Origin of the sequence: Celeribacter sp. PS-C1, assembly GCF_019429625.1 — a bacterium.
In the GTDB taxonomy this organism is placed as follows: Bacteria; Pseudomonadota; Alphaproteobacteria; order Rhodobacterales; family Rhodobacteraceae; genus Celeribacter.
In genome coordinates, this window is record NZ_JAHXRW010000004.1 from 253,473 (window position 1) to 276,985 (window position 23,513).

Sequence of the window (23,513 nt, forward strand, 5' to 3'; positions counted from 1 at the left end):
TCGATGACATCGTCGCGGAGCATCCGGTCGTCATGTTCGTACTTGAATGGTGCGAGTTTAGCTGGTCCGTGCGCAAACTCTTTGCCGCCGCCGGCATCCCCTACCACGCCGTGGAACTCGACGCTGCCGTGATGCAGAAAGACAATCTTGGTGGCGAGTTGCGTGCAGCCCTTGGCGTCAAAGCCGGAGCACCAACAATCCCACAAATCTTTGTCGGCGGAGAACATGTCGGCGGCGCAACGGATACCTTCGATGGCTTTAAGGACGGTTCGATGACCGAGCGCCTTGCCGCCGCCGGTGTTCCCTTTGACGCTTCCAAAACAACCGATCCCTACGGCTACCTGCCGAGCTGGATGTACCCGAGGTGAGTCATCATGAATATGCCGCGCCGCCCCGCAGACCATGCTTCGGACGATCTCCTCGTACGAACTTCCCGCTATTGTCAGGCCTATCGCACGCGCCAGCGTCCGATTGACCCGACGGTGACACCATCTCAGCTTAGAGAAAGTTTCTGTCTGCCTCTCAGCGAGCACGGGGAGCCTGCCGCTACCGTGATCGAAGACCTGATCGCAGCGGCGGAACCCGGACTGGTCGGCAGCACTGACCCCAATTTCTTTGCCTGGGTGATCGGCGGCTCCGACCCGGTCGGCGTGGCGGCAGATTGGTTGACCAGCACCTGGGGCCAGAATGCGGCTATTTATCAGTCCTCGCCTGCGGCAGCCGTCGCGGAAGAAGCAGTGGCGAGCTGGCTTCTGGACCTTCTTGATCTCCCCCGAGCAAGTTCCGTCGGGTTGGTCAACGGGGCGACAATGGCAACTTTTGTTGGCCTCGCCGCCGCACGAGATGAGGTCCTCCGGCGGCATGGCCACGACTACGCAACCAATGGATTGCAGGGGGCGCCACTGGTCCGCATCTACTTGAGCGACGATGCCCATGTCGCCAATTACGCGGCTCTGCGCCAGCTTGGCTTCGGCGAAGTCAACATCCACAAGCTACCGTCAAATGCTGCTGGGCTTATGCGCGCAGGTGACCTGGCGCGGGCGATGGAGGAACATGTTGGCCCGAAAATCGTCATCGCACAGGCGGGGCATATCAACTCGGGCGGGTTTGAGCCGCTCGCGGAGATCGCAAACATTGCCCGCACGCATGATGCCTGGATGCATGTCGATGGCGCATTCGGGCTTTGGGCACGGGCCTCTACCGCTCATCAACATCTGACTGACGGGGCCGAACTTGGCGACAGCTGGTCCGTGGATGGACATAAATGGCTTCAGATCCCCTATGCGTCAGGTTTTGCCATTGTGCGGCACCCGGACGCACATCGCCGCGCGATGAGCATGAATGCCGGCTACCTCAATAGTGGCGAAAATGACGGACGCAGCCCATCGGCCTATGTGCCCGAGCTGTCCAGACGCGCAAAAGGGTTTGCGGCATGGGCTGTCCTGAGACATTTGGGACGACAGGGTATCGAAGACCTCGTCGAGCGCCATTGCGCGGCGGCAAAAAATCTCGCCTCGCGTATCGAACAGATCGACGGCCTCTCTGTCTTAAATGAAGTCACACTCAACCAAATCATCGTCGGCTGCGAAGACCAAAACCTCGAAGACCGTCTCATTCCCGCACTCAGCACACAGTTGAATGAACGCCAGCGCAGTTTCGTCAGAACCGCACGTTGGAAAGGCCGGACGATCCTGAGACTCTCGATCATTTCAAAAGACACGGAAACGCGTCACACCAGTTCTTTGGCGAATGAAATTGCCACAGCATGGCAGATCGTTACGGCAGACGCGCACGCGTAAACAGATGCTATCTGTCGAATTCAACCCTGTCTCTTCATAGACAGCAAAGCTGTCCCTTATGCCTCGCAGAAACAGTGCCACTCGGCGAGAGCGGCGGCGTGGTTTACTTTGTAGCTTAGTCTTGAGGTGAGGCTTCGCTCCGAGTTGAACGGGTTGTAGATGGAAGTGAGCGGACGACGACAACGAAGTAAATCTCAGTCCTTCATAGTAGCGGGCTCAAAAAAGTCCGTTTCTTCGGCCCCCTTCTCAACAGCCGTCCTCATTCGGGAAGTTTTTGAAATCCATCGGCGTCCCGCCTTCGGCATTGATTTTCAAAACAGAAATCTGGCTTTCAATCGCCTCAAAGCTTGTTGCGTCCTCAACGCTCCAAACTTTATTCAAAGCGTCCTCGCAGGGCGTTTGTGAGCGGGCTTCAGATGCGGCAAATGACAAGAGCACACCGAAGGCGGAGACTGTTAAGGTTGAGATGGTTCTCTGAACAATTGTCATTTCGACGCTCCTTCCTTGATCTTGCCCCGCAGAGGCAGGCGATATGCTTTTGCATGCTTTTTGACCGGACCTGAGTGCTTCGCAATTTGCGATTACTTCAAATCGCTCGGATAGACTTGCTCCGGCGCGATCGAATAACTCCAATCGAGACCCGCATTTTTCCAACCGTTCACCGCGCGGTGTCCGCGTTCAATGCCATCTTTCGCTTTGTCACCTTCAAAGCCGTCAATGACGGAATAAACCTGTGTATAGCCAAGCTCATAGATGATGTTGGCGGCTTTCGCGCTTCGAGAGCCGGAGCGACAGATGATGACGATTGGCGCATCATCCGGCAGGTCAAGTGTCTCGGCATAATCAAGAAAGTCGAACTCAAACGAAGGGTTCGGCTCCAGATCATAGCTGCGCTTCTCTGGATCGTAATGAGCCGTCTCTGGCATCACCATCAAAGGGATATGAACATTCACCCTTTCAGGAATGCCAACAAAAGAAACTTCCGGACGACTACGAACGTCAATCAAGAGAACGTCGTCGTTTTTCAAAACTTCGAATGCCTCAGAAGCCGTCAGGTAAAGCGCCGCTTTGGTGCGTTTCGTGTCAGGGATATTCTGAGTGTCGTCGGCGAGTACGGGATATGCAAGAAAGCCAGCAATAAGCCCGAGCGTTGCGCTGACAGCGGCAGTAGAGCAAGCCATAGCTTTGTCTCCATTTCAGCGGGCACTCACGACTCTAAAACACACCACGCACACGAGTGCCCGCTGTCCGAAAGGGATGCAAAGATGTGATTGAAAGCGTCTTAGGCCAAGAGACTTACGCTAGGTAATGTAACAGAATCGTGAGTTTTGAGCAAGGTTTCCATCCTCCGCCCCCCCCTATTTCACGCTCAGGCCACAACCATGAATGCCATTGATCGGCTTTAAAATGGAACAGCAAGATGCTTGATAAAAAATGAGCATGTGCGAGAAATCAAAGTGTTGCTCCTCATATGCTGGCTAAACGATGAGACGCCTCATGCCTGCACCTGAGGCAGACACGCGATTGATCGCATATTGGGAACTAGGCCATATTCCGCTGAATGGTGCTACCAGACGAATTCGAACTAGTCCGGGCATGGACCGCATAGCTGCCCCTTATGCCGCGCAGAGACCGCGCCACTCTGCGAGAGCTGCGGCAAGGTTCGATTTGAAAAGGTTATAGAGCGAGGCGTTCGCGGCGGAGAACGCCTGAAAACTCTGATCGAAATGCCACTGCCAACGGCTCGGCCGCATTCCGTCGGCGCGGCGCAGTGAGGAAACCAGCATTGAGGTTCCGCTAGGCTACAAAACGCCTTCGGCTCCCGCCACGTTCTCCTTGACGGCAAGGTAACTGTCGGGCGTGACCGAAATCGTGTCGATCCCAGCTTTCACCAGCAAGCGGGCGAAATCCGGGTCATTGCTGGGGGCCTGACCGCACAGTCCCACCTTGCGCCCCGCAGCGTGGGCTTTGGCGATCACCGTTTCGATCATCCACATCACTGCCGGATCACGTTCGTTGAATTGCGGAGCAAGCGCTTCGGAATCCCGGTCGATCCCCAAGGTCAGCTGTGTCAGGTCGTTCGACCCGATTGAAAAGCCGTCAAAGCGCTCGGCAAAGGCTTCGGCGCTGATCACATTCGAAGGTATCTCGCACATGACATAGACTTGAAGGCCGCCCTCTCCGCGCTTGAGCCCATTCTCCGCCATGATCTCGAGGACGCGGTCCGCCTCGTCCAAAGTGCGGCAGAAGGGGATCATCACGATCACATTGTCGAAGCCTTTCTCTTCGCGCAGCTTCTTGATGGCGCGGCACTCCAAGGCAAACCCATCTTTATAGCCGTCCGAATAGTAGCGCGAGGCACCACGGAAGCCGATCATCGGGTTCGCTTCTTCGGGTTCAAACATCCGCCCGCCCATCAGATCAGCGTATTCGTTGGTCTTGAAATCGCTCATCCGGATGATTGTCGGGTTCGGGTAATAGACCGCCGCGATCCGAGCCAGCCCCATAGACAGTTTATCGACGAAATAATCCCGACGATCCGCGTAACTTTTGGTCAGCGCATCGACCGCCTTTTGATCTTCTACGTCAAGTTGGTCATGGCGCGTCAGAGCCAGCGGATGAACTTTCACCTCGTTGCTCACGACGAACTCCATCCGGGCAAGTCCCACGCCATCCGTCGGCAGCCGCCACCACCGCATCGCGGCAGACGGGTTGGCAAGGTTGAGCATCACTTTGGTCCTTGTCACAGGCACGTCGTCCAAAGGGACCTCCTGCACTGTCACATCCGCCTTGCCGGCATAGATCAGGCCGTCTTCCCCCTCGGCACAGGACACCGTGACCATCTGATGATCATGCAGGACTTTCGTGGCATTGCCCGTACCGACAATGGCAGGCACGCCAAGCTCGCGGCTGATGATCGCCGCGTGCGAGGTCCGGCCCCCGTGATCCGTTACGATCGCGGAGGCGCGTTTCATGATCGGCACCCAATCAGGGTCCGTGGTCGAGGTCACCAGAACTGCGCCATCGACGAAGCGGTCGATGTGTTCCGCCGTCTCGATGATGCAAACTTCACCACTGGCCACTGCGGCTCCGACACTGAGGCCTTTGGCGAGGACCTCACCTCGATTTTCCAGCGTGTAGGATTTCATCGCGCCGGAGTTGGCATGCGATTGCACGGTCTCAGGCCGGGCCTGTACGATGTACAAAAGCCCGTCTTCCCCATCGCGCGCCCATTCCATGTCCATCGGGCAGCCGTAATGGGTTTCAATTGACACCGCAGCGCGCGCCAGTTCCAAGATCTCCGCATCTGTCAGAACGATCTGTTCCCGCTCGGATTTCGATGTGGGCACATTGCGTGTGGCAACGGTGTCATCGGCGCCATAAATCATCTTAATCTCTTTGGCGCCCAGCGCCTTGTGGATGATGGGCGTGGTTTCGGGTCGGTTCAGGAAGGGTTTGTACACCTGATACTCATCGGGGCTCACCGCGCCCTGCACGACGTTTTCTCCCAAACCCCAAGCTGCGTTGATCAACACGACCTTGTCGAAACCGCTCTCAGTATCGAGAGAGAACATGACGCCCGATCCGCCAATGTCAGAGCGCACCATCTGCTGAACACCGATCGACAAGGCCACCTCCAGATGATCGAAGCCTTTCAGTTCGCGGTAAGTGATCGCCCGATCGGTAAAGAGAGAGGCGTAACATTTACGGCAGGCGGTCAGCAGGGCCTCCTCTCCGACGACATTCAAAAACGTCTCCTGTTGACCCGCGAAACTTGCATCCGGAAGATCCTCTGCCGTCGCGGACGACCGCACAGCCACCGACGGATTTTCCCGCCCGACACGTTTCCCCAATGCGCGGTAAGCCTCGCGGATGTCGGCCTCAATCTCAGCGGGCCAGACACCGGAACGGATGATCGTTCGGATCGCAGCCCCCGCCTCTGCCAAGGTCGCTCGACCGTCGGACAGCTTCTCCAGTTCCTCTTTCATTCCCCTGCCAAAATCATTGGCTTCCAGATATTTGCGATAAGCCCCAGAGGTTGTCGCGAACCCCGGCGGCACACGAATACCCGCGGCTGTCAGAGATTGAAGCATCTCGCCGAGAGAGGAGTTTTTCCCTCCGACCTTGGCAACATCCTCCCGTTTCAAATGCTCAAGCCAAATCAGTGATTGGCCGGTGTCACGGTTGCTTTGATCCATGTCCATTCTCCTCTCTCCCATGATTGAAGGTATCGAAAGCCCAAAAATGCGCAATGATCCGGGTCAATGTGGGCGCAAGTCTGTTTTTTCCGCTCTGCAGGGCGGACAAGACTGATGGGACATTTCAAAGAAGGATGATGGAAATCCGGCGCATTTTGACATGGATCCTATACAGATCCCCTTCCGGTCAATAAGCTGAGGCTATCGAAACCGGAGCTACGAAGGTGGCACAGGGACCAACTCATTTCGGAATTGTCGTGGCTGTCCGCGGGGCAGTTGTGGATGTTGCGTTCCCCTCGGGTTCCCTCCCCGCGATCAACACTGCCCTCGAAATCGACCGACCGGATCAAGGCACCTTAGTGTTGGAGGTTCAGGCCCAGCTGGACGGCACCACGGTGCGCGCGATTGCTTTACAAAGCACCAACGGACTTGCCCGCGGAGTGCCAGTGCAGGACATGGGCGGACCGATCAAAGTGCCTGTCGGCGCCGATGTTCTGGGGCGCCTTCTCGATGTCGGTGGGGTGCCTGGCGACAATAAAGCTCCCCTCCCAGATGACATTCCACTTCGCCCCATCCATCGAGCCCCGCCGCCTCTTCAGGCGCAAGGGGCGGTCTCTGAAGTGTTCCGCACAGGGATCAAGGTTATCGACCTGCTTGCGCCTCTGGCCCAAGGCGGCAAAGCGGCGATGTTCGGCGGCGCGGGCGTCGGGAAAACCGTTTTGGTGATGGAGCTGATCCATGCGATGGCCTCAGAGTATAACGGCATTTCCGTATTTTCCGGTGTTGGCGAACGTTCGCGTGAAGGTCACGAGATGCTGTTGGATATGACCGAGGCGGGCGTTCTGGACCGGACCGTTTTGATCTACGGCCAGATGAACGAACCGCCGGGCGCGCGGTGGCGAGTGCCGATGACCGCGCTGGCCATTTCCGAATATTTTCGTGACGAAGAACACAAGAACGTGCTTCTGCTGATGGACAATGTTTTCCGCTTTGTTCAGGCTGGGGCCGAAGTTTCAGGCCTTTTGGGGCGTCTTCCAAGTCGCGTGGGCTATCAGCCGACCCTGGCCACGGAAGTGGCACAGCTGCAGGAGCGGATCGCCTCGGTCAAAGACGCCGCTGTCACGGCAATTGAGGCCGTCTATGTGCCCGCTGACGATTTTACCGATCCGGCGGTGATGGCGATTGCAAGCCATGTCGACTCCACAGTCGTTCTGTCACGCACCATGGCAGCCGACGGCATGTATCCCGCGATTGATCCGATTGCCTCCTCCTCGATCCTTTTGGATCCGCAAATCATGGGGGAGGAGCACGTCTCGGTCGCAAACCGTGTGCGCGAAGCCATCGAACACTACCGCGAACTCCAAGATGTGATTTCGCTCTTGGGAATGGAGGAACTTGGCAGCGAGGAGCGCCGCATGGTCGAACGCGCGCGCCGTTTGCAACGCTTCCTGACACAGCCCTTTGCCGTGACCGAAGGGTTCACGGGCATCGAGGGGCGCAGCGTTGAGATCAAGGACACAATCGCCGGATGCAAAGCCATACTTGAGGGTGAGACCGACACATGGGACGAGGCCTCGCTCTACATGGTCGGTTCGTTCGAGGAGGCCCGCGCCAAAGAGGAGGCTGCCCGCAAAGGGCAGAAGGCGGCATGAGCGAAGGCAGTATCAGCAAAGGACTTCATCTGACGGTAACGACACCAATGAAAGTATTGCTGGACATGGATGCCGTATCCTCAATCCGTGCCGAAGATGAAAGCGGAAGCTTTGGCATCTTGCCCGGCCACACTGATTTTCTGACTGCCCTGCCCGCCTCCGTAATCATGTGGCGCGACCAAGCCGGTCAGCAAGGATTTTGCGCGATCCGCGCCGGACTGATGACAGTCACGGAAGGAGCGCACGTGGCCGTGGCCTGTCGAGAGGGCGTTTTGGGCTCTGATTTGCAGGGGCTTCGGGCGGATATCCAACAGACCCGCGGCGACGAGGCCGAGGCAGACCGTCGCGCCCGGGTCGAGCAGATGCGGCTTCATACGGCCGCGGTGCGGCAACTGATGCGCTTTCTGCAACCTCAAACCTCGTCCGCATTCGACCATCCCCCCGCGATCGCCCAGTCACTTGAAGGCAAGGACAAATGACACAGCCGCATGCCGTAAAAGACGAAGTCGAAGATGCCGCCCTTCAAGCCGTTGATCGAGCCCGGTTGGGCCACGACGACCCGGAGCCGTCCTTGGGGGCGCGGTTGGGACAAATCGGCATTCTTGGCTGGGCCATCGTCACACCGATGCTTTTGGGCATCGTTCTGGGGCGTTTCGCGGATCGGCATCTGGAAACCGGCATCTTCTTTACAGCCCCCGCGATTTTCATCGGCGCGGCGATCGGGTTTCACGCAGCCTGGAAGTGGATGCATCATCAATGAGCTTTTCTGTTTCACTCTTTGCGCTTGGGATCGTCGTCGGCTTCGTCTTGGGGCTGATCCATTTCGCCAGCCTCAAACGCGTCACCGCGCTCTACCTCGCTGACGGTCCGGTCTGGCGCGCGATAGGATTGCAAGTGCTGAGATTGGCCGTCCTGGCCGTTGCTTTGATCCTTATGGCGCGCCAAGGCGCCGTACCGCTTTTCGCGACGCTTGTCGGGCTCCTCCTCGCCCGCACTCTGGTCCTGCGTCGAGCCAAAATGGAGGCGTGATGGATAACCCGCTCACTCTTGATCCGCTCTTTCATCTGGGTCCCGTGCCGATCACCGCACCCGTAGCGGTGACTTGGGCCATCATGGTTGCTCTTGCACTGTTTTCTCTGTTGGCAACGCGCCATCTCAAATTGCACCCCGGCAAAATGCAAACGGTTTTGGAAGGTTTCGTCACGACCATCGACGGACAGGTGCGGGACACGATGAACCGCGATCCAGCCCCTTACCGTGCGCTGATTGGGACGATCTTTTTGTTTGTTCTGATTGCCAACTGGTCCTCTCTGATCCCCGGCATCGAACCGCCAACCGCGCATCTCGAAACCGACGCGGCACTGGCCTTGGTCGTATTCATCGCCACCATCGCCTATGGCATTTCCGGGCGAGGGTTGCGCGGCTATCTAGCGACCTTTGCCGAACCGAGCTGGGTGATGATCCCGCTCAATCTGATCGAACAGATCACCCGGACCTTTTCACTCATCGTGCGTCTTTTCGGCAATGTGATGAGCGGCGTTTTCGTGGTCGGCATCGTCTTGTCGCTGGCGGGGCTGTTCGTGCCAATTCCGTTGATGGCGCTCGACTTGCTGACCGGCGCAGTGCAGGCCTATATTTTTGCGGTGCTTGCCACGGTGTTCATCGGCGCCGCTGTCGGGGAGCAACCGAGGAAGGACAGCGATCCAAAGAATAAGGAGGACATGACACCATGACCGGAAATCTCATTGAAATCGTCTCGATACTGGCAGCTGCCATTGCGGTCAGTTTTGGCGCCATAGGGCCAGCTTTGGCCGAGGGGCGTGCCGTGGCCGCAGCCATGGACGCAATCGCCCGGCAACCCGAGGCGGCTGGAACGCTCAGCCGGACGCTCTTCGTCGGCCTCGCCATGATTGAAACCATGGCGATCTACACCTTGGTGATTGCCCTGCTGGTGCTTTTCGCGAACCCCTTCGTCTGAAAGGCACACAGCCATGACCATTGATTGGTGGACCTTGGGGCTTCAGACCATCAATGCGCTTGTCTTGATCTGGATTTTGGCGCGGTTCCTGTTTCGCCCGGTGTCTCAAATCATCGCCAAGCGGCAGGCTGCTGCACAGGCCGATCTGGATGCCGCACAACAGGCGCGTTCTGACGCCGAAACCGCATTGGCTGAGGCACGACGAGAGGCCGCGCGCCTGATCCAGGATCGGGCGAAGGTGCTCAAGCACAGCCATGATGCCGCGGAAAAGGCGATGCAGCATCAACTTGAATTGGCCCGCCAAGATGCCGAGAAAGTGCGTGCCGCGGCAGAAGAAGACATCGCGAAGCGGCGCGCAGCGGCAGATGCGGAGATGAAACATCAGGCAACGATCTTGGCCGCGGACATTGCCGGTCGATTGATGACACGCCTGCCGGACGAAGCCCGTATCGAGGGGTTTACTGAGGGTTTGATCCAGTCAATTGCCGACTTGCCGGACGTCACCCGCGACGGGATCGGCGTAAACGGCCCGATCCCACTGCGAGCCGCACGGAAGCTGAGCGCGCATGAGGCGGCACGGATCAAGGCGCGGCTCTCCGAGGTTTTGGGGCGCGACGTAGAGATCAGCATGAGCACCGATCCAGATCTTTTGGCCGGTCTCGAAATCGATGCAGATCACGCCATCCTGCGCAACCATCTTCGGGCTGATCTTGAACGGATCAAAGCGGAGTTAACCGCCGATGACTGATCATCCTGTTTTTGCCAATTGGCTCGACGAGAGACGCCGAAAACTGGCGCGCACCGGGCTGGCTCCGGAGACCGAAGTGGTGGGGCGTGTCGAGCGGGTGGCCGATGGAATCGCCCGAGTGACAGGTCTGCCGGATGCGACGCTTGGTGCCTTGTTTCGGTTCGAAAGCGGCGGCTACGGTTTTGCGCATGGGTTGGGGCGCGATGACATCGATGTCGTACTTTTAGATGATGCAACAGGCGTCGAGGCCGGGCAAAAGGTTATCGACACAGGTGAGGTGCTGCGTGTGCCCGTGGGCGAGGCGTTGTTGGGACGCATCGTTGATCCTTTGGGGCGCCCCCTTGATGGAGGTCCTGCGCCCCATACCGAAGAACGCCACCCGATCGAGCGGCCCGCGCCCTCGATTATCGAGCGCGATCTTGTCTCTGAACCTTTGGAAACCGGGACATTGGTTGTCGACAGTCTCTTCGCGCTTGGACGGGGACAACGCGAATTGATTGTGGGAGACCGAGCGACGGGTAAAACTGCCCTCGCGGTCGATGCGATCATCAATCAAAAGGACACGGATGTGATCTGTGTCTATGTCGCCGTGGGACAACGGGCGACGGCCGTCGAACGGGTCGTGGCGGCGGTGCGCGAACATGGCAACATCGCGCGCTGTCTCTTTGTGGTCGGCGGGGCGGCGTCGGCGCCGGGGCTGCAATGGATTGCCCCTTTTGCCGGGATGACCATGGCCGAATACTTTCGCGACAAGGGACAGAACGCCCTGATCGTATTCGACGACCTTACCCAACATGCGATGACGCACCGTGAACTGGCTTTGCTCACCCGCGAACCGCCGGGCCGGGAAGCTTATCCGGGGGACATTTTCTACCTGCATGCGCGTCTTCTGGAGCGGGCGGCAAAACTGTCCAAGGAATTGGGGGGCGGATCTTTGACCGCTCTCCCGATCGCGGAGACAGATGGCGGCAATCTGTCTGCCTATATCCCGACCAACCTCATTTCGATCACCGATGGACAGATCGTGCTCAGTTCTCATTTGTTCGCCGCCAATCAGCGGCCAGCGGTCGATGTGGGTCTCTCGGTCAGCCGTGTCGGCGGCAAGGCACAGAAAAAGGCTTTGCGCGCCGTTTCGGGGCGCGTCAGGCTCGCGTTTGCGCAGTTTCTGGAGTTGGAAATGTTCACCCGTTTCGGCGGCATTTCCAATCCGCGCGTGACAAAGCAAATTGCCCGAGGCGAACGGATCAGAACGCTTTTGACCCAACCGCGCTATGCGGGGTTACGCCTTGTCGATCAGGTGGCCCTGTTGGCTGCCCTCGCGGACGGAGCGCTTGACGACTGTGAGCCGAAAGATATCCCTGAGTTGCGCCGCCGCTTGCCCTCGGCCTTGGATGAACGGGCGAAAGTGGCCGTTCAAAGGGTCACCTGTGAGGGCACTTTGCCGGATGAGGCGCGGTCCGCCTTGGTGGCGGTTGTGACAGGACTTGTCCATGAGATTGCGGGACAGAAAGGCGGTGCTCGATGAGTGCCGCCTACTCCGATGTTGCCGCCCGCATTGAAACGGTTCACAAATTGGAAGCCGTGATCGCCGCCATGCGCGGCATTGCCGCCGCCCGGGTTCAGGAAGCGCACGCGCATACACGAAGCATCCGCACCTATGCCACCACGATTGGGGATGCCATTGGTCATGCCCTGAGTTTCGTGCCGCTTCATGACAAACCGCCAAATGACACCGAAGAGACGCGCCATGTGGTCGTGCTTTTGACCGCCGAACAGGGGTTTGCAGGCGCCTTTAGTGAGGCAGTGTTTGCCGCGGCAGCTCCGGCGTTCGAGGGCGCATATGAGCTTTTGCTGATCGGAGGCCGCGGCCTTGAGATAAGCGCCGAACACGGCCGCGACGTCAGTTGGTCTGCCTCGATGATTGCGCATCCGGCAGAGACCTCCGGGCTTGCCACTCGGATTACTGATGCAATCTATGCACGCCTTGCCAAAGGCGATGTGTCCCACGTGTCGATCATACATTCTGAACCGGGCGAAGCGGGGCAGATCGAAATGAAGGTGAGCCGGTTGGTGCCCTTTGACTATGGCCGTTTTACGATCGCGGACACATTGGTCCCGCCGCGTTTGACCCTGCCACCGGAACAGCTTTTGGAACGTTTGGTCGAGGAATATCTCTTCGCGGAAGTGAGTGAGGCGGTCATGTTGTCCTTTGCCGCCGAAAACGAAGCACGGATGCGGGCGATGATTGCGGCGCATGACAATGTGGTCGCCTCGCTTGAAACACTTGTCGCCGCATCGCGCCGACTGCGCCAACAGGAGATCACCGAAGAAATCGTCGAGCTCGCCACAGGCAGCATAACGCAGGACGCCTGACACTCACCCACACGGAGAAAGGAAGTCACATGTCCCGTTCAGATGGAACCGACCACAAACCTTTTCCCGCATCAGAGCTGTGTCGCGATGCGCAATTGCCGTGGTGTCGCCCGAAATCCGAAGATGAGGACAGGCTTGCCCCCGATCTGGTACGGGCGATCATGGCTCATCCGAATTACCGGCAAGCCGATGAGGACGTGAACTTCCTGAACCGGGGCGACATGCGCGGGACCCGGCTACAATTGGACTATCAAAAGGCGGAGACGCTTTTACATGAACATGGCATCGCGCATTCCATCGTGGTCTTTGGCGGCACACGCATCTCAGAACCTGCGGCCGCGCAAGCCCACGTGGCGTCCCTCACGTCGCAACATGATGCGGAGCCAGACAACGAAGACTTGAAAAAGCGCCTGAGCATCGCCAAGCGCATTGCCGCGAAAAGTGTCTATTATGATATCGCCCGCGACTTTGGAAATATTGTCGGACGATATAGCGGCGAAGAGGACAATCGGTTGGTGATCGTAACGGGTGGCGGTCCCGGCCTGATGGAAGCCGCCAACCGGGGCGCGCATGACGCGGGCGCCAAGTCCATCGGCCTCAATATCACCCTGCCTCACGAACAATTTCCGAACCCCTATGTGACGCCCGGGCTCTGTGTGCAATTTCGATATTTCGCCCTGCGCAAATTGCATTTTCTGTTGCGGGCTCGTGCGCTCGTGGTGTTCCCGGGCGGGTTCGGAACTCTGGACGAATTGTTCGAAACACTCACACTGATCCAGACTCGAAAGATTGCGCCCGTGCCGGTCATTCTGGTGGGCAAGTCTTATTGGTCGCGGGTCTTCGACATTGATTTTCTCGTCGACGAAGGGGTCATTGATCCGGAAGATCGCAATCTGTTCTGGTTTGCCGAAACCGCTGAAGAAATCTGGGAGGATATCGTCAGATGGTATGATCGCTCGGGGAAGCTCTTTGTCGCCTCCCCCTCTGCTGACCCAATTTCCTAAAGGAGGAGCCCATGAAACTGTCATTTCACGGAGCGGCACATCAGGTGACCGGATCATGCCATTTGTTGGAATGCGGCGGGCGAAAGATCTTGATAGATTGCGGGATGTTCCAAGGCAGCAGCGAGTTGCATGAAAGCAATGCCGCGGACTTTGGATTTGAGCCGCGCGAGATCGACGCAGTGCTATTGACCCATGCGCATCTGGACCATTGTGGGCGACTGCCCTTACTGGTGAAACGCGGCTTTCGGGGAGAGATCATAGCGACATCCGCGACAAAGGACTTGGCCCGGCTCGTGATGATGGACTCGGCACATCTTCATGAAGAGGAAGCGCGCCGACATCATCGCCACGGTTTGCACGGCGGGCCTCATGAGGCGCTGTACGACACGATGGATGCACTTGATGCCGTGGACCGGTTCGGGCGCGTGGCGAAGTTAAAACAAGCCATTCACCTTTTCCCGGGCATTACCGCGACATTTTATGATGCGGGACATATTTTGGGATCGTCTTCGATACTGGTCTCTCTGACGGAAAATGGACGCACGCGCAAAATCCTGTTCTCGGGGGATATCGGTCCCAACAACCGCCCGCTTCTGAATGATCCGGATCCGCCGTCGGATGCCGATATCGTCGTGATGGAAACCACCTATGGTGATCGAAACCACCGTCCGCTGGACGCATCAATCACCGAGTTCCTAGAGGCCATTCAACAAGCCGATGCGCGGGGCGGGAATGTGATCATCCCGACCTTCGCGATGGAACGGGCGCAGGAGCTTTTGTGGTTTTTGCGGCAGGGGATGCAGTCGGGCGAAATCCGTAAATCGCTCAAAGTGTTTCTCGATTCTCCGATGGCGATTTCCGCGACACGCATTTTTGCGCGCCATCAAGAAGCCATGCGTCCAGAACTGGCGGCGCTTATGGACAAGGGGATCGATCCCTTCAAACTTCCTGATCTGCATTTCACTCAGGAGACCCAAGAATCAATGGGGCTGAACCGCATTCGTTCCGGCGCCGTCATTATGGCAGGGTCAGGGATGTGTACGGGCGGCCGGGTGCGTCACCATTTGCGCCATAACCTTCCGCACTCGGATTGTAGCGTGATCTTTGTTGGTTATGCCGCCGAAGGCACATTGGCCCGGATCATCATTGATGGGGCCCGAGAGGTGAAACTCTTTGGCGATCTGGTACCGGTGAAGGCGAAAATTCATACAATCAACGGCTTTTCGGCCCATGCCGATGCAGACGATCTCAAACATTGGCTTGCACGTACAGGACACCCAGAGCGGATATTTCTCGTCCACGGGGAAGAGAAAGCGATGCAAAAATTTGCTCAGGGTCTCAATCCGAAGACAGTGGAAACACCGAGGTATCATGCGACTTACGAACTTTGAAATCAGCGAGGCACAGGCAGTTTTGAGACGAAAGGAGTTATGTCAGATTAAATGGATTGGCCAACTGTTGAGTGTTCTGGCGCTTCCTTGCGTTACGCCCGGCAAGGTCTTTCCCTGACAGGACAAGTATTCCCATCTGGCAGAGAACGGGTCGAGAAACGGCACGTTAAGCCGATTGCGCGGACGGGAAATATTCAAACAGTTCTAGGAAGTAAAACGTCTCAGTTCCCGGCACGGCTTCGTAAGCGACGGAAAAGCCGGGGAAATCACAGCCAAGTTTGCATGGGGATTTTACACTAGGGTAATGGCGGAGAGGAAGGGATTCGAACCCTCGAGACGGTTCCCCGCCTACACACTTTCCAGGCGTGCGCCTTCGACCACTCGGCCACCTCTCCGCCGGCGTCTATAGTGGAGATCGTGGGGGGGGTGCAACCCCCCGATTGGAAGAAAATGAATGTTTTTTAACGTTCCGCAAAACCGCCTTAGCACAGACGGGACTTTTCACCATAAAAACAAGGAGATGAACTCAATCCAACAGGATCGACACACGGCGATTGTCGCGGCCTTTTTTCTCGAGCTTGCCAATGCGGATACGGCCGATTTCAGAGGTGCGCGCCACATGCGTGCCGCCGCAGGGTTGCAGGTCAATCTGATCCCGCCCCTGCCCGATCCGAACCAGCCTCACGCGCCCCTGCGTCTGGGTCTGCCCGGTCGGCGGCATGACCGACATAGTCTTCACAATCGCCGGATTGGCGATCAGCTCTTCGTCAGTGATCCAATCCTCTGAGACGACCAGATCGCGCTCGATCAGCGCGTTTAACTCGTCTTCGAGCGCCTGTTTATCTGCGATGGGCTCCGGCATCTGGAAATCCAGCCGGCCCCTCTCCGCACCAATCGCCCCGCCCGTCACGGGATAAGGCAGAACGACGGACAACAGATGCAGCGCGGTGTGGATTCGCATGTGGTGATGACGACGCATCCAGTCGAGGCGCTGGGTCACTGTGGTGCCGATGGGCGGCAGAGGCGCAGGTTCGGCGGGAATCAAGACGATCTCGTCGCGGGCGCTGTTGGGCGCGCCTTTCACCGTCGTGGCAATGGTCAGACCACCGCTCACGCCCCCTTCAGACCAATCCAACCGCCCGCTGTCGCCGGGCTGGCCGCCTCCGGTGGGATAAAAGACCGTGCGATCCAACACCACGCCCCCCTCGGAAGTGTGGCGCAGCACCTTGGCCTCGGCCTCTTGCAGATAGGCATCCTCGCGAAACAACAGCGCCGTCATGTGCTGTCCCCGTCCGCGTCGCCCTCCGCATCCTCGTTGAAATCCTTGTCCTCGAGCATCCGAGAATCCACCTTGCTGGGCGCCTCATCCGCTGCGCTCTCAGTTGTCTGAACCGGATTTGTTGCTGCCGGTTTTGGCGACAGTACCTCGGGGTTGCGAAGCCAGATGTCGCGCTGCGCAAAGGGAATTTCGATGCCTTCCTCGGCAAAGCGTTTCGCGATAGCGTGGTTGATGTCGTTTTTCACGGCCACAATATAGGTCACATCGCGCAGGATCGCGCGGATCTCGAACTCCAGCGCATCTGCGCCGAAATTCAGGAACAAGACCTGCGGCGCCGGGTTCATCGCGACCATCGGCTGGTCCTCGGCGATCTCCCGCAGGATCGCCTCGACCTTGCGCGTGTCGGTACCATAGGCGACGCCCACAGGAACGATCACCCGACCGATGAGATTGCCGCGCGTGTAGTTGGTCACTTGGTTGGAAATCAGATCGGCGTTCGGCACGATCAGGTCGGTCTTGTCAAAGGTCTCGACCCGCGTCGAACGCACGGAAATGTCACGCACGAAACCCATCTGGCCGTTGCCCACATCAATCCAGTCACCTTCCGAAATCGGGCGCTCGATCAACAGAATGATGCCGGAGACAAAGTTCTGCACGATGTTCTGAAGGCCGAAACCGATGCCGAGAGACAGCGCACCGGCGACAATCGCCAGCGCCGAAAGGTCAATCCCCGCTGAAACAATGGCAATGATGCCGGACAGAAAGACGCCAAGATATCCGGCGCCCGCGATGATCGCATTCTGACCACCCTTGTCGAGTTTGGTTTTCGGCAGCACGGTGCTTCTGAGCGCCGCCTTGAACAGGCGCGTGGCGGCGAGGCCAATCATGAAGACGATGACAAAGGTCACGAACACGCCGGGCGAGATGGTCACACCGCCCAAGGACACGCCCTCGTTGATCTGCACCCAAAGTTCCAAGAGCTGATCTTCACGCATACCCCAGATCAGCGCGAAAAACGGCAGGGAGAGAACGACAATCAGGAAGGAGGTTAAAACCGGGATAAGCGCCTCTTTTGCGCTCTCCTCTTGACGGGTCACTAGCGCATAGAGGTCGTAGCCGAGCCGCGAGAGCACCGCGACAAAACCCATGAGACCGAGCGAGCGCAAGAGCGGGAAAACGATGCTTTTCGCCGCTTCCATATAGCCCGTCGCCGCCAAGAGCACCGCAATTACCGAGGCAATCAGCACGATGCGGGCGATGGTTTGCAGGATCAAAGAGCCAAAGCCCTGCCCCTCCACCGGGGTCTCGGATGGCTCTTCTTCGGAGGCTGTTGCCTTAGATGGTGCCAGAATTCGCGCCAGTCGGAACAGGGCAAACCCCGCGACCACCACCAGAGGGAAGGTCAGAACCGCCAAGGTGGCAGGTGTGTAATTGTCGATATCCGCCAGCTCGATCAGCACATCGTTGAGTACCGACATCATGCCCGCCAAAGCGCCCATGGTCATCGCCTCGACGCGGCGCACGGCGCCCAGATCGAGGATCGGTTCTTCTGTCTCCGTGGCGTAGAAAAGACGCCCGGCGATCCAGCGCCAGAAGAAATACACTAGGCCGATTTGCGGGATCGCCGACATCACAACAGTGGCGCGTGGGCCCAAAGCGCCCGTCAGCGTCGCCGCAACGTAAATCGAAACCAAACCGATCAGCGGCATCAGAATTTGTAGCAAAGAGGCCAGGAAGCCAGTGACGCCTTTGCCTGCCTCCCCCGAGACACGGCGGCGCACCCATGCGGTGATATTTTCCGACCAATGCCGCCCGCGCGTGATGAAAATCAGCGCCACCAAAAGCGTGAGCCCGATCATCGCGCCATTGGTTTTCAAGGTGCTGCGCCCGGTTTGCGAGCCGGCGTTCTCGACAATCGACGTCCAGCCCGTGACGCCAGTCTGTGCCAGCGCACTAAAGGCCGCGGGCCAGAGCGTCGGGTTGAGCGGGCTTGGACCGAGGCTCATCAGCGCATCGGCCTGCCGCTCAGTCAGGGTCTTGTCGATTTCCGAAATCAGCCCGTTGGCGCGGGTATAAGCCTCTTCGGCCGCTTTGATCGGCGCTTGCGCGCTCTCCAGTTGGCTGTTCAGTTCCCGGCGGCGCTGAGCGATCTCCGCGCTTTCCGTTTCGCCCTCGGCCGGTGCTGCGCCTAGGGCCTCGATCTGAGCCTTCAGCGTCTCAATTCTCGTGGAATTTACGCCCTCGGCGGAGAGAAAGCTTTCGCGCCAGGTCACGAGCGCGTCCCGCAAGTCCTCCAGCGCGGCGTTCGAGGTGTCGCCTGCGGAAATCTGCTTTTCCGCGGCGCTGGCCTCGCGTTCCCATTGATTGTAATCGGGAGAAGACCCGTCCTGCGCCACTGCCGACAACGGCAGGGCCAGAACGAGAATCAGAATAAAGCGGCGTAGGAACTGTCTGATCATACCCCTTCGTATACGTCAGGCAGATCACGCGGTCCACGGTCAAGCCATTCGGGCACAGGAAGTTGTTTTTCCTTGAGGAACTCCGGGTTGAACAGCTTGGACTGATAGCGCGTGCCATAGTCGCACAGAATGGTGACGATCGTATGCCCCGGCCCCATCTCGCGCGCCATGCGCATGGCGCCCGCGACGTTGATGCCCGAGGAACCGCCAACACAGAGACCTTCGTGTTCCAACAGATCAAAGACAACCGGAAGCGCCTCTTCGTCCGGGATTTGATAGGCGAAATCCGGGGTGAATCCTTCGAGGTTGGCGGTGATCCGCCCCTGCCCGATGCCCTCGGTGATCGAGCCGCCTTCGGATTTCAACTCGCCGGTTTTGTAGTAGCTATAGAGTGCGGCCCCCATCGGATCGGCAAGACCGATCTTCACGCCCTTGGGCTGAAGCGCCATGCCAACGCCCGCAAACGTCCCGCCGGAGCCCACCGCACAGATAAAGCCATCGACCTTGCCGCCGGTCTGATCCCAGATCTCCGGGCCCGTCGTTTCGATATGCGCCTGGCGGTTCGCGACGTTGTCGAACTGATTGGCCCAAATAACGCCATTTGGTTCGCTTTGTGCAAGTTTAGCGGCCAGACGCTCGGAATAGCGCACGTAATTGTTCGGATTCTTATAGGGTGCAGCGGGTACTTGAACGAGTTCCGCACCTGCGAGACGGATCATATCCTTTTTCTCTTGGGACTGCGTCTCCGGAATCACGATGACGGTGCGAAAGCCCAAAGCAGAGCCCACAAGCGCCAGACCGATGCCGGTGTTGCCCGCCGTCCCTTCGACGATCGTGCCGCCGGGTTTCAGCGTGCCCTTCGCGAGCGCGTCCTGAATGATGAACAAAGCGGCGCGGTCCTTGACCGACTGGCCTGGGTTCATAAATTCCGCCTTGCCGTAAATCTCACAGCCGGTCGCCTCCGACGGGCCTTTGAGCCGGATCAGGGGCGTGTTGCCGATGCTGTCGATCATATCGCGTTTCAGGGCAGAAGGAGCAGACATAGATATATCCTTTAAATCTCGCAGTCCCTGAATGTGTAGGACGTGCATTCCGCGAACTCAAGACAGCGCCAGAGAGACAGGGAGGCTGTTCCGTTTTTTCACAAAATGCCGGAACGTGCGTTTGCCGGAAGCTGCTGCACCGCGCGGATTTTCACCCTCGCAAAGCGCCGTCGCGTGGTGTCAGTTTCAGCCAGACGCCCTCTTTCGAGCGCACCGTCAGATGCGCGACGGGCACGGGCGTCTTGTCGGCAACGGTCTCGACGCGAAAAGCACGCAGCATGAGCGCGAGGAAAAGCGGCCCCTCGACCATGGCAAAGCCCGCACCGGTGCAGACCCGAGGCCCCGAAGAAAACGGGATATAGGCATCGCGCAAACAGATTTTACCGTTCTCGGTTTTGAACCGATCCGGGTCGAATTCATCCGGGCGGTCCCAAAAAATCTCATGCCGCCCAAGGTGCCAAGGCGAGAGCACGATCTGCGCGCCTTTGGGCACGTCGCGTTCGCGAAGCCGCACCGGACATTTCGCCTCACGCACCATCATGGGCACCGGTGGGTAGAGCCGCAGCGTTTCGCGGAACACATCTTTGGTAAAGCGCAGTTTCGAGAGATCGGAGAATGTCGGCGCTTCGGGCAAGCTCAGTGCCTCCTCGGCAACACGGTCCTGAACCTTCGGATTCGCCGCCAAAAGCCAAAGCGCCCAAGCCAGCGCCGTGGCCGAAGTTTCATGCCCCGCGAGGAAAAAGATCGCCACCTGATCAACCATCTCGTCGGTGTCGAACCGCGCGCCAGTCTGCGGGTCGGCGGTGGTCATGATCTTCGTTGCCAGATCATCCGGCGCCGTTCCTGCCTCGATCTCCGCCATCCGTTGCGAGGTCAGATCGGTGATCAGCTTGCGGATCGCCTTGGCGCCCTCGCGCGTGCGCTTGCGATGAAACCTGGGCAGCCATGTAGGCAACGGGATGAAGGCGGCGATGTTGAGAATGGGCTGGGCGCGTTGATAGCCTTGGAATTCCTCAAAGACTTTCGAGGCGGTGTCATGGGTGATCGGGATCGAGAACAGCGTGCGGAAAATCACATCCGCCGCGCCCTCGGAGGCATAGGGTTCAATATCGAGCGGACCCTTTTGGTCCCTGACCTGATCCCTGATCCGCGCCACCATCGCCTGCCCTGCCCCAAGCATCGCCGGAAACGTGTCTTTGAGCCGCCCACCCTCAAACGCCGGATCGATGATGCGGCGTTGTTTGAGCCAAGTCTCGCCGTTGGTCAGAAACACCGAATTGCCGAGCAAGGGCCGCAGCCCCTCAGCCACACGCCCCGATTTGGGAAAATTCATCGGCTCCTCATTGAGCACGCGTTTCACCAAAGAGGGCTGATTGACCAGAAAGCTGCGGAAAAACGGCGTCTTATATTCCGCCATCCAGGCGCGATAGAGCTTGGCCGGTTGCGCCGAAAGAATGTCCTTGCGGAACAGTTTGACGTAATTGCGCAGGCTGGTTTTCTCGGGGCGCGGGGTGGGTTTTGGCGGGATCATCGCGCGCCCTCCGGTGCCATCTCTGTGAACTTATTGGCCGGTGTGTCGATCCGCGAGGGGCTTGGCATAGCCTCCGCAAATCTCGCGGCCAGAGTTTTGCCGCCAACGGTGATTTTGAAATAGTCGTAGTCGCCGGGCCGATCAAAAGCGCAGAGATATTGGAAATGCCGCCGGAAGAAACGGCGCTTCATCGTGGCCTGTTTCTCGGGGCTGAGCGTCTGAGTGAAGGCGGCGGAGATCACCAGCGGCCATTTCTGACCTTCGGGGGCGACACCGGAAACCTTGATCGGATCGCAGAGCGCGAAAGAGCACGGATCACCCGGCGCTGTAACATCGAGCCAGAACACCTCGTCCCGCGTCGAGAGATAGGCCAGATCGCGGCGCAGCACCTTGGCTTCCGGCAGGTAGGACACCATCGGGACCACATGACCGAGGGTGAGAAAGGACAGAACGGGCCCTTTCTCAGGCACCTCGCCCGCGCGGATCAGATCGGCCAGAATCGACACACCCAAATGCGCACCGGAGCTATGTCCGACGAGCAGAACCTCATCCCAGTCTTGTGTGAGAGCTTCTGCGATCTCGGCGCGAAACTTGGCCATGCGGGCGTCGAGCATTGGCGGATTGGCCCCGCACCAGCGCGCCGAAAAGCCGTAATCGTGCATCAGGTAATAAGCGAAGAGCTTGCCGTCTTTCGCCTTGAACCAGCGCAACAGCGTATAACCCGCAACCAGTCCGAGCGCGAAGCCCGCCCAAGTCGCCCCGATGAGACCCGCGATCCAAGTGAGTGCCCAGACAAGCAACAGCGCGAGCACCAGCTGAGCCAGCAACACACCTATCGGGTAAAGCGCCGCAATCACCGGCCCGCGCCTGAGCTTCATCAGGCGAAACAGCGCGCCGGTCGAGATGTAGATCCAGGTGGTGCGCAACAGGATCAGATAGGTGCGGAAAACCCCCGCCTCCATGCTGTCCTGCACAATATCAGACCAGACGAGCACGTCGATCTCGCTGTGGGTCTGGCTCCCCTCGATCTCGCCACGGGCGGTCCAACCGAAATTACCGCCTTTTTTCGGAGAAAGAGACAAACTGTATCCGGAGATTTCTGCCTGCGCGGCGCCCTCCTTGCGATACAGCTCGCGGTAGCGGCGCGGTGGAATGGGGTCGTATCCGGGGATGTAGAACACCCGCCGTCGCCTCACCTCATGCCCCTGATCGCTCATACCGAAAACCTTCAACGTTTCCGGAACACTAGCGTGGGTCATAAGAGAATTTAAGCCCTTTTAGCCGAGCTGGCTGAGCGCCGGGAAGGTTTCCAAAAGCCAATAAGACAGACGCGAGAAGGCGCCGGTGACCATCAGCAGACCGACGAGCAAAAGAAGCCCGCCCATGATCTTCTCAATGAGGCCCATGTGGCGTTTCAGGCGATTCATCAGACCGACTGCGCGGGTGATGAAAATCGCGGACAAAAGGAAAGGCAGCCCCAGCCCGACCGCATAGGTCGCCAAAAGCGTGGTGCCGCGCGAGACCGACCCCTCGGAGGCCGCCATCGACAGGATCGCGCCCAGTTGCGGCCCGATGCAAGGTGTCCAGCCAAAGGCAAACGCGAGACCCAGGACGTATGCGCCCAGAGCGGTGCCGCCCTTGTCGCCTGCGTCAAGACGCGCTTCGCGGTCGAGGATCGGAATGCGAAAGACGGAGAGAAAATGCAGGCCCAAAATGATGATCACGACACCTGAGATGCGCGCGAAAAGCACCTGATTTTTCAGAAAAAACATACCGAAGGCCGAGGCCGTGAAGCCCATGAACAGAAAGACCGTCGACAGCCCCAGAACGAACATCAAAGCGGGCAAGATCGCCTTGCGCGAGGCTTTACCGCCGCCCGTGAGTTCCCCCATGGAAATCCCGGACATATAGGCCAGATAGGGCGGCACGATGGGCAGGACGCAGGGGCTCAGAAAAGACACCATCCCCGCCGCGAGTGCGACGAGCATGGAGGGCAGAAGCGTGGCGTCAAAGAGATCAATTCCGAACATGTTTTGCTCATGCCACAGGAAAGTCGT

Annotated in this window: 23 protein-coding genes and 1 tRNA gene; 13 read left to right on the top strand and 11 right to left on the bottom strand. The window is 58.5% G+C overall.

The genetic code is table 11. The features are described from left to right. Positions 1-32 precede the first annotated feature (32 nt). Positions 33-368 carry a glutaredoxin domain-containing protein gene (locus J5Y17_RS19185; RefSeq protein WP_255571975.1) on the top strand — a complete coding sequence of 112 codons (336 nt, stop codon included), beginning with the start codon at positions 33-35 and terminating at the stop codon, positions 366-368. A 6-nt stretch (positions 369-374) separates the two neighbouring features. Continuing rightward, on the top strand, positions 375-1,799 hold the full coding sequence (locus J5Y17_RS08010; protein WP_219784713.1) for an aminotransferase class V-fold PLP-dependent enzyme: 1,425 nt from the start codon (positions 375-377) through the stop codon (positions 1,797-1,799). A 246-nt stretch (positions 1,800-2,045) separates the two neighbouring features. Here the strand turns inward: J5Y17_RS08010 and J5Y17_RS08015 are convergent, their stop codons facing one another. The 4 genes from J5Y17_RS08015 to ppsA all read right to left on the bottom strand — a co-directional run bounded on the left by J5Y17_RS08015 (position 2,046) and on the right by ppsA (position 5,998). Further along, positions 2,046-2,288 carry a hypothetical protein gene (locus J5Y17_RS08015; protein ID WP_219784714.1) on the bottom strand — a complete coding sequence of 81 codons (243 nt, stop codon included), beginning with the start codon at positions 2,286-2,288 and terminating at the stop codon, positions 2,046-2,048. A 92-nt stretch (positions 2,289-2,380) separates the two neighbouring features. Continuing rightward, complete coding sequence (locus J5Y17_RS08020; protein WP_219784715.1) at positions 2,381-2,980, bottom strand: rhodanese-like domain-containing protein; 600 nt, start codon at positions 2,978-2,980, stop codon at positions 2,381-2,383. A gap of 435 nt (positions 2,981-3,415) precedes the next feature. Beyond that, positions 3,416-3,586 (bottom strand): hypothetical protein, encoded by a 171-nt coding sequence (locus J5Y17_RS08025; RefSeq protein WP_219784716.1) that lies wholly within the window; start codon positions 3,584-3,586, stop codon positions 3,416-3,418. A 15-nt stretch (positions 3,587-3,601) separates the two neighbouring features. Next, the gene (gene ppsA / locus J5Y17_RS08030; protein ID WP_219784717.1) at positions 3,602-5,998 is read right to left on the bottom strand and encodes a phosphoenolpyruvate synthase; all 2,397 of its coding nucleotides are present in this window, start codon (positions 5,996-5,998) and stop codon (positions 3,602-3,604) included. 224 nt (positions 5,999-6,222) lie between these two features. On the opposite strand from ppsA, the gene atpD reads away from it, so the two are divergent. Genes atpD through J5Y17_RS08085 form a run of 11 tightly spaced genes read left to right on the top strand, consistent with a single transcriptional unit; the run spans position 6,223 to position 15,144 of the window. Next, entirely contained in the window at positions 6,223-7,650 is a 1,428-nt protein-coding gene (atpD, locus tag J5Y17_RS08035; protein ID WP_370628896.1) for a F0F1 ATP synthase subunit beta, read from the top strand. Continuing rightward, entirely contained in the window at positions 7,647-8,129 is a 483-nt protein-coding gene (locus J5Y17_RS08040; protein WP_219784718.1) for a F0F1 ATP synthase subunit epsilon, read from the top strand. Before atpD ends, J5Y17_RS08040 begins: the two co-directional genes overlap by 4 nt. Continuing rightward, positions 8,126-8,410 carry an AtpZ/AtpI family protein gene (locus J5Y17_RS08045; RefSeq protein WP_219784719.1) on the top strand — a complete coding sequence of 95 codons (285 nt, stop codon included), beginning with the start codon at positions 8,126-8,128 and terminating at the stop codon, positions 8,408-8,410. The genes J5Y17_RS08040 and J5Y17_RS08045 overlap by 4 nt, the downstream gene beginning before the upstream one ends. Beyond that, positions 8,407-8,679, top strand: a complete 273-nt coding sequence (locus tag J5Y17_RS08050) for an ATP synthase subunit I (protein WP_219784720.1) — start codon at positions 8,407-8,409, stop codon at positions 8,677-8,679. The genes J5Y17_RS08045 and J5Y17_RS08050 overlap by 4 nt, the downstream gene beginning before the upstream one ends. After that, complete coding sequence (locus J5Y17_RS08055) at positions 8,676-9,383, top strand: F0F1 ATP synthase subunit A (RefSeq protein ID WP_370628897.1); 708 nt, start codon at positions 8,676-8,678, stop codon at positions 9,381-9,383. Before J5Y17_RS08050 ends, J5Y17_RS08055 begins: the two co-directional genes overlap by 4 nt. Next, a complete protein-coding gene (locus J5Y17_RS08060) occupies positions 9,380-9,628 on the top strand; it encodes a F0F1 ATP synthase subunit C (protein WP_090059553.1) in 249 nt (82 codons plus the stop codon). The genes J5Y17_RS08055 and J5Y17_RS08060 overlap by 4 nt, the downstream gene beginning before the upstream one ends. Positions 9,629-9,641: 13 nt before the next feature. Next, positions 9,642-10,376, top strand: coding sequence for a F0F1 ATP synthase subunit delta (locus J5Y17_RS08065; protein WP_219784722.1), 735 nt, complete (start codon positions 9,642-9,644; stop codon positions 10,374-10,376). Further along, positions 10,369-11,901: a F0F1 ATP synthase subunit alpha gene (locus tag J5Y17_RS08070; RefSeq protein ID WP_219784723.1), complete on the top strand. Its 1,533-nt coding sequence runs from the start codon at positions 10,369-10,371 to the stop codon at positions 11,899-11,901. The genes J5Y17_RS08065 and J5Y17_RS08070 overlap by 8 nt, the downstream gene beginning before the upstream one ends. Then, positions 11,898-12,749, top strand: a complete 852-nt coding sequence (locus tag J5Y17_RS08075) for a F0F1 ATP synthase subunit gamma (protein WP_219784724.1) — start codon at positions 11,898-11,900, stop codon at positions 12,747-12,749. The genes J5Y17_RS08070 and J5Y17_RS08075 overlap by 4 nt, the downstream gene beginning before the upstream one ends. 29 nt (positions 12,750-12,778) lie before the next feature. Continuing rightward, complete coding sequence (locus tag J5Y17_RS08080; RefSeq protein WP_219784725.1) at positions 12,779-13,753, top strand: LOG family protein; 975 nt, start codon at positions 12,779-12,781, stop codon at positions 13,751-13,753. Positions 13,754-13,764: 11 nt separating this feature from the next. Beyond that, positions 13,765-15,144, top strand: coding sequence for an MBL fold metallo-hydrolase RNA specificity domain-containing protein (locus J5Y17_RS08085; protein WP_219784726.1), 1,380 nt, complete (start codon positions 13,765-13,767; stop codon positions 15,142-15,144). A gap of 305 nt (positions 15,145-15,449) precedes the next feature. On the opposite strand, the gene J5Y17_RS08090 is transcribed toward J5Y17_RS08085, so the two are convergent. From J5Y17_RS08090 to J5Y17_RS08120, 7 genes are all read right to left on the bottom strand, one after another. Further along, a tRNA-Ser gene (locus tag J5Y17_RS08090) sits at positions 15,450-15,539 on the bottom strand. Between the two features lie 131 nt (positions 15,540-15,670). After that, a complete protein-coding gene (locus J5Y17_RS08095; protein ID WP_219784727.1) occupies positions 15,671-16,423 on the bottom strand; it encodes an alanyl-tRNA editing protein in 753 nt (250 codons plus the stop codon). Then, positions 16,420-18,882 carry a DUF3772 domain-containing protein gene (locus J5Y17_RS08100; protein ID WP_219784728.1) on the bottom strand — a complete coding sequence of 821 codons (2,463 nt, stop codon included), beginning with the start codon at positions 18,880-18,882 and terminating at the stop codon, positions 16,420-16,422. Before J5Y17_RS08100 ends, J5Y17_RS08095 begins: the two co-directional genes overlap by 4 nt. Continuing rightward, entirely contained in the window at positions 18,879-19,925 is a 1,047-nt protein-coding gene (locus tag J5Y17_RS08105) for a cysteine synthase A (RefSeq protein ID WP_219784729.1), read from the bottom strand. The genes J5Y17_RS08100 and J5Y17_RS08105 overlap by 4 nt, the downstream gene beginning before the upstream one ends. Positions 19,926-20,076: 151 nt before the next feature. Continuing rightward, positions 20,077-21,456 carry a cytochrome P450 gene (locus J5Y17_RS08110; RefSeq protein WP_219784730.1) on the bottom strand — a complete coding sequence of 460 codons (1,380 nt, stop codon included), beginning with the start codon at positions 21,454-21,456 and terminating at the stop codon, positions 20,077-20,079. Further along, positions 21,453-22,673: a hypothetical protein gene (locus J5Y17_RS08115; RefSeq protein ID WP_219784731.1), complete on the bottom strand. Its 1,221-nt coding sequence runs from the start codon at positions 22,671-22,673 to the stop codon at positions 21,453-21,455. Before J5Y17_RS08115 ends, J5Y17_RS08110 begins: the two co-directional genes overlap by 4 nt. A 60-nt stretch (positions 22,674-22,733) precedes the next feature. Next, a complete protein-coding gene (locus J5Y17_RS08120; RefSeq protein ID WP_219784732.1) occupies positions 22,734-23,486 on the bottom strand; it encodes a cytochrome c biogenesis CcdA family protein in 753 nt (250 codons plus the stop codon). Between the last annotated feature and the right edge of the window lie 27 nt (positions 23,487-23,513).

Bases quoted from the DNA above. Each gene is read 5' to 3' on its own strand.
- J5Y17_RS08015 (WP_219784714.1), bottom strand. From the start codon at position 2,288: ATGACAATTGTTCAGAGAACCATCTCAACCTTAACAGTCTCCGCCTTC.
- ppsA (WP_219784717.1), bottom strand. From the start codon at position 5,998: ATGGATCAAAGCAACCGTGACACCGGCCAATCACTGATTTGGCTTGAG.
- J5Y17_RS08045 (WP_219784719.1), top strand. From the start codon at position 8,126: ATGACACAGCCGCATGCCGTAAAAGACGAAGTCGAAGATGCCGCCCTT.
- J5Y17_RS08020 (WP_219784715.1), bottom strand. From the start codon at position 2,980: ATGGCTTGCTCTACTGCCGCTGTCAGCGCAACGCTCGGGCTTATTGCT.
- J5Y17_RS08095 (WP_219784727.1), bottom strand. From the start codon at position 16,423: ATGACGGCGCTGTTGTTTCGCGAGGATGCCTATCTGCAAGAGGCCGAG.
- J5Y17_RS08025 (WP_219784716.1), bottom strand. From the start codon at position 3,586: ATGCTGGTTTCCTCACTGCGCCGCGCCGACGGAATGCGGCCGAGCCGT.
- J5Y17_RS08060 (WP_090059553.1), top strand. From the start codon at position 9,380: ATGACCGGAAATCTCATTGAAATCGTCTCGATACTGGCAGCTGCCATT.
- J5Y17_RS08105 (WP_219784729.1), bottom strand. From the start codon at position 19,925: ATGTCTGCTCCTTCTGCCCTGAAACGCGATATGATCGACAGCATCGGC.
- J5Y17_RS08080 (WP_219784725.1), top strand. From the start codon at position 12,779: ATGTCCCGTTCAGATGGAACCGACCACAAACCTTTTCCCGCATCAGAG.
- J5Y17_RS08065 (WP_219784722.1), top strand. From the start codon at position 9,642: ATGACCATTGATTGGTGGACCTTGGGGCTTCAGACCATCAATGCGCTT.
- J5Y17_RS08120 (WP_219784732.1), bottom strand. From the start codon at position 23,486: ATGTTCGGAATTGATCTCTTTGACGCCACGCTTCTGCCCTCCATGCTC.
- J5Y17_RS19185 (WP_255571975.1), top strand. From the start codon at position 33: ATGTTCGTACTTGAATGGTGCGAGTTTAGCTGGTCCGTGCGCAAACTC.
- J5Y17_RS08110 (WP_219784730.1), bottom strand. From the start codon at position 21,456: ATGATCCCGCCAAAACCCACCCCGCGCCCCGAGAAAACCAGCCTGCGC.
- J5Y17_RS08075 (WP_219784724.1), top strand. From the start codon at position 11,898: ATGAGTGCCGCCTACTCCGATGTTGCCGCCCGCATTGAAACGGTTCAC.
- J5Y17_RS08010 (WP_219784713.1), top strand. From the start codon at position 375: ATGAATATGCCGCGCCGCCCCGCAGACCATGCTTCGGACGATCTCCTC.
- J5Y17_RS08050 (WP_219784720.1), top strand. From the start codon at position 8,407: ATGAGCTTTTCTGTTTCACTCTTTGCGCTTGGGATCGTCGTCGGCTTC.
- J5Y17_RS08100 (WP_219784728.1), bottom strand. From the start codon at position 18,882: ATGATCAGACAGTTCCTACGCCGCTTTATTCTGATTCTCGTTCTGGCC.
- J5Y17_RS08115 (WP_219784731.1), bottom strand. From the start codon at position 22,673: ATGAGCGATCAGGGGCATGAGGTGAGGCGACGGCGGGTGTTCTACATC.
- J5Y17_RS08070 (WP_219784723.1), top strand. From the start codon at position 10,369: ATGACTGATCATCCTGTTTTTGCCAATTGGCTCGACGAGAGACGCCGA.
- J5Y17_RS08040 (WP_219784718.1), top strand. From the start codon at position 7,647: ATGAGCGAAGGCAGTATCAGCAAAGGACTTCATCTGACGGTAACGACA.
- J5Y17_RS08085 (WP_219784726.1), top strand. From the start codon at position 13,765: ATGAAACTGTCATTTCACGGAGCGGCACATCAGGTGACCGGATCATGC.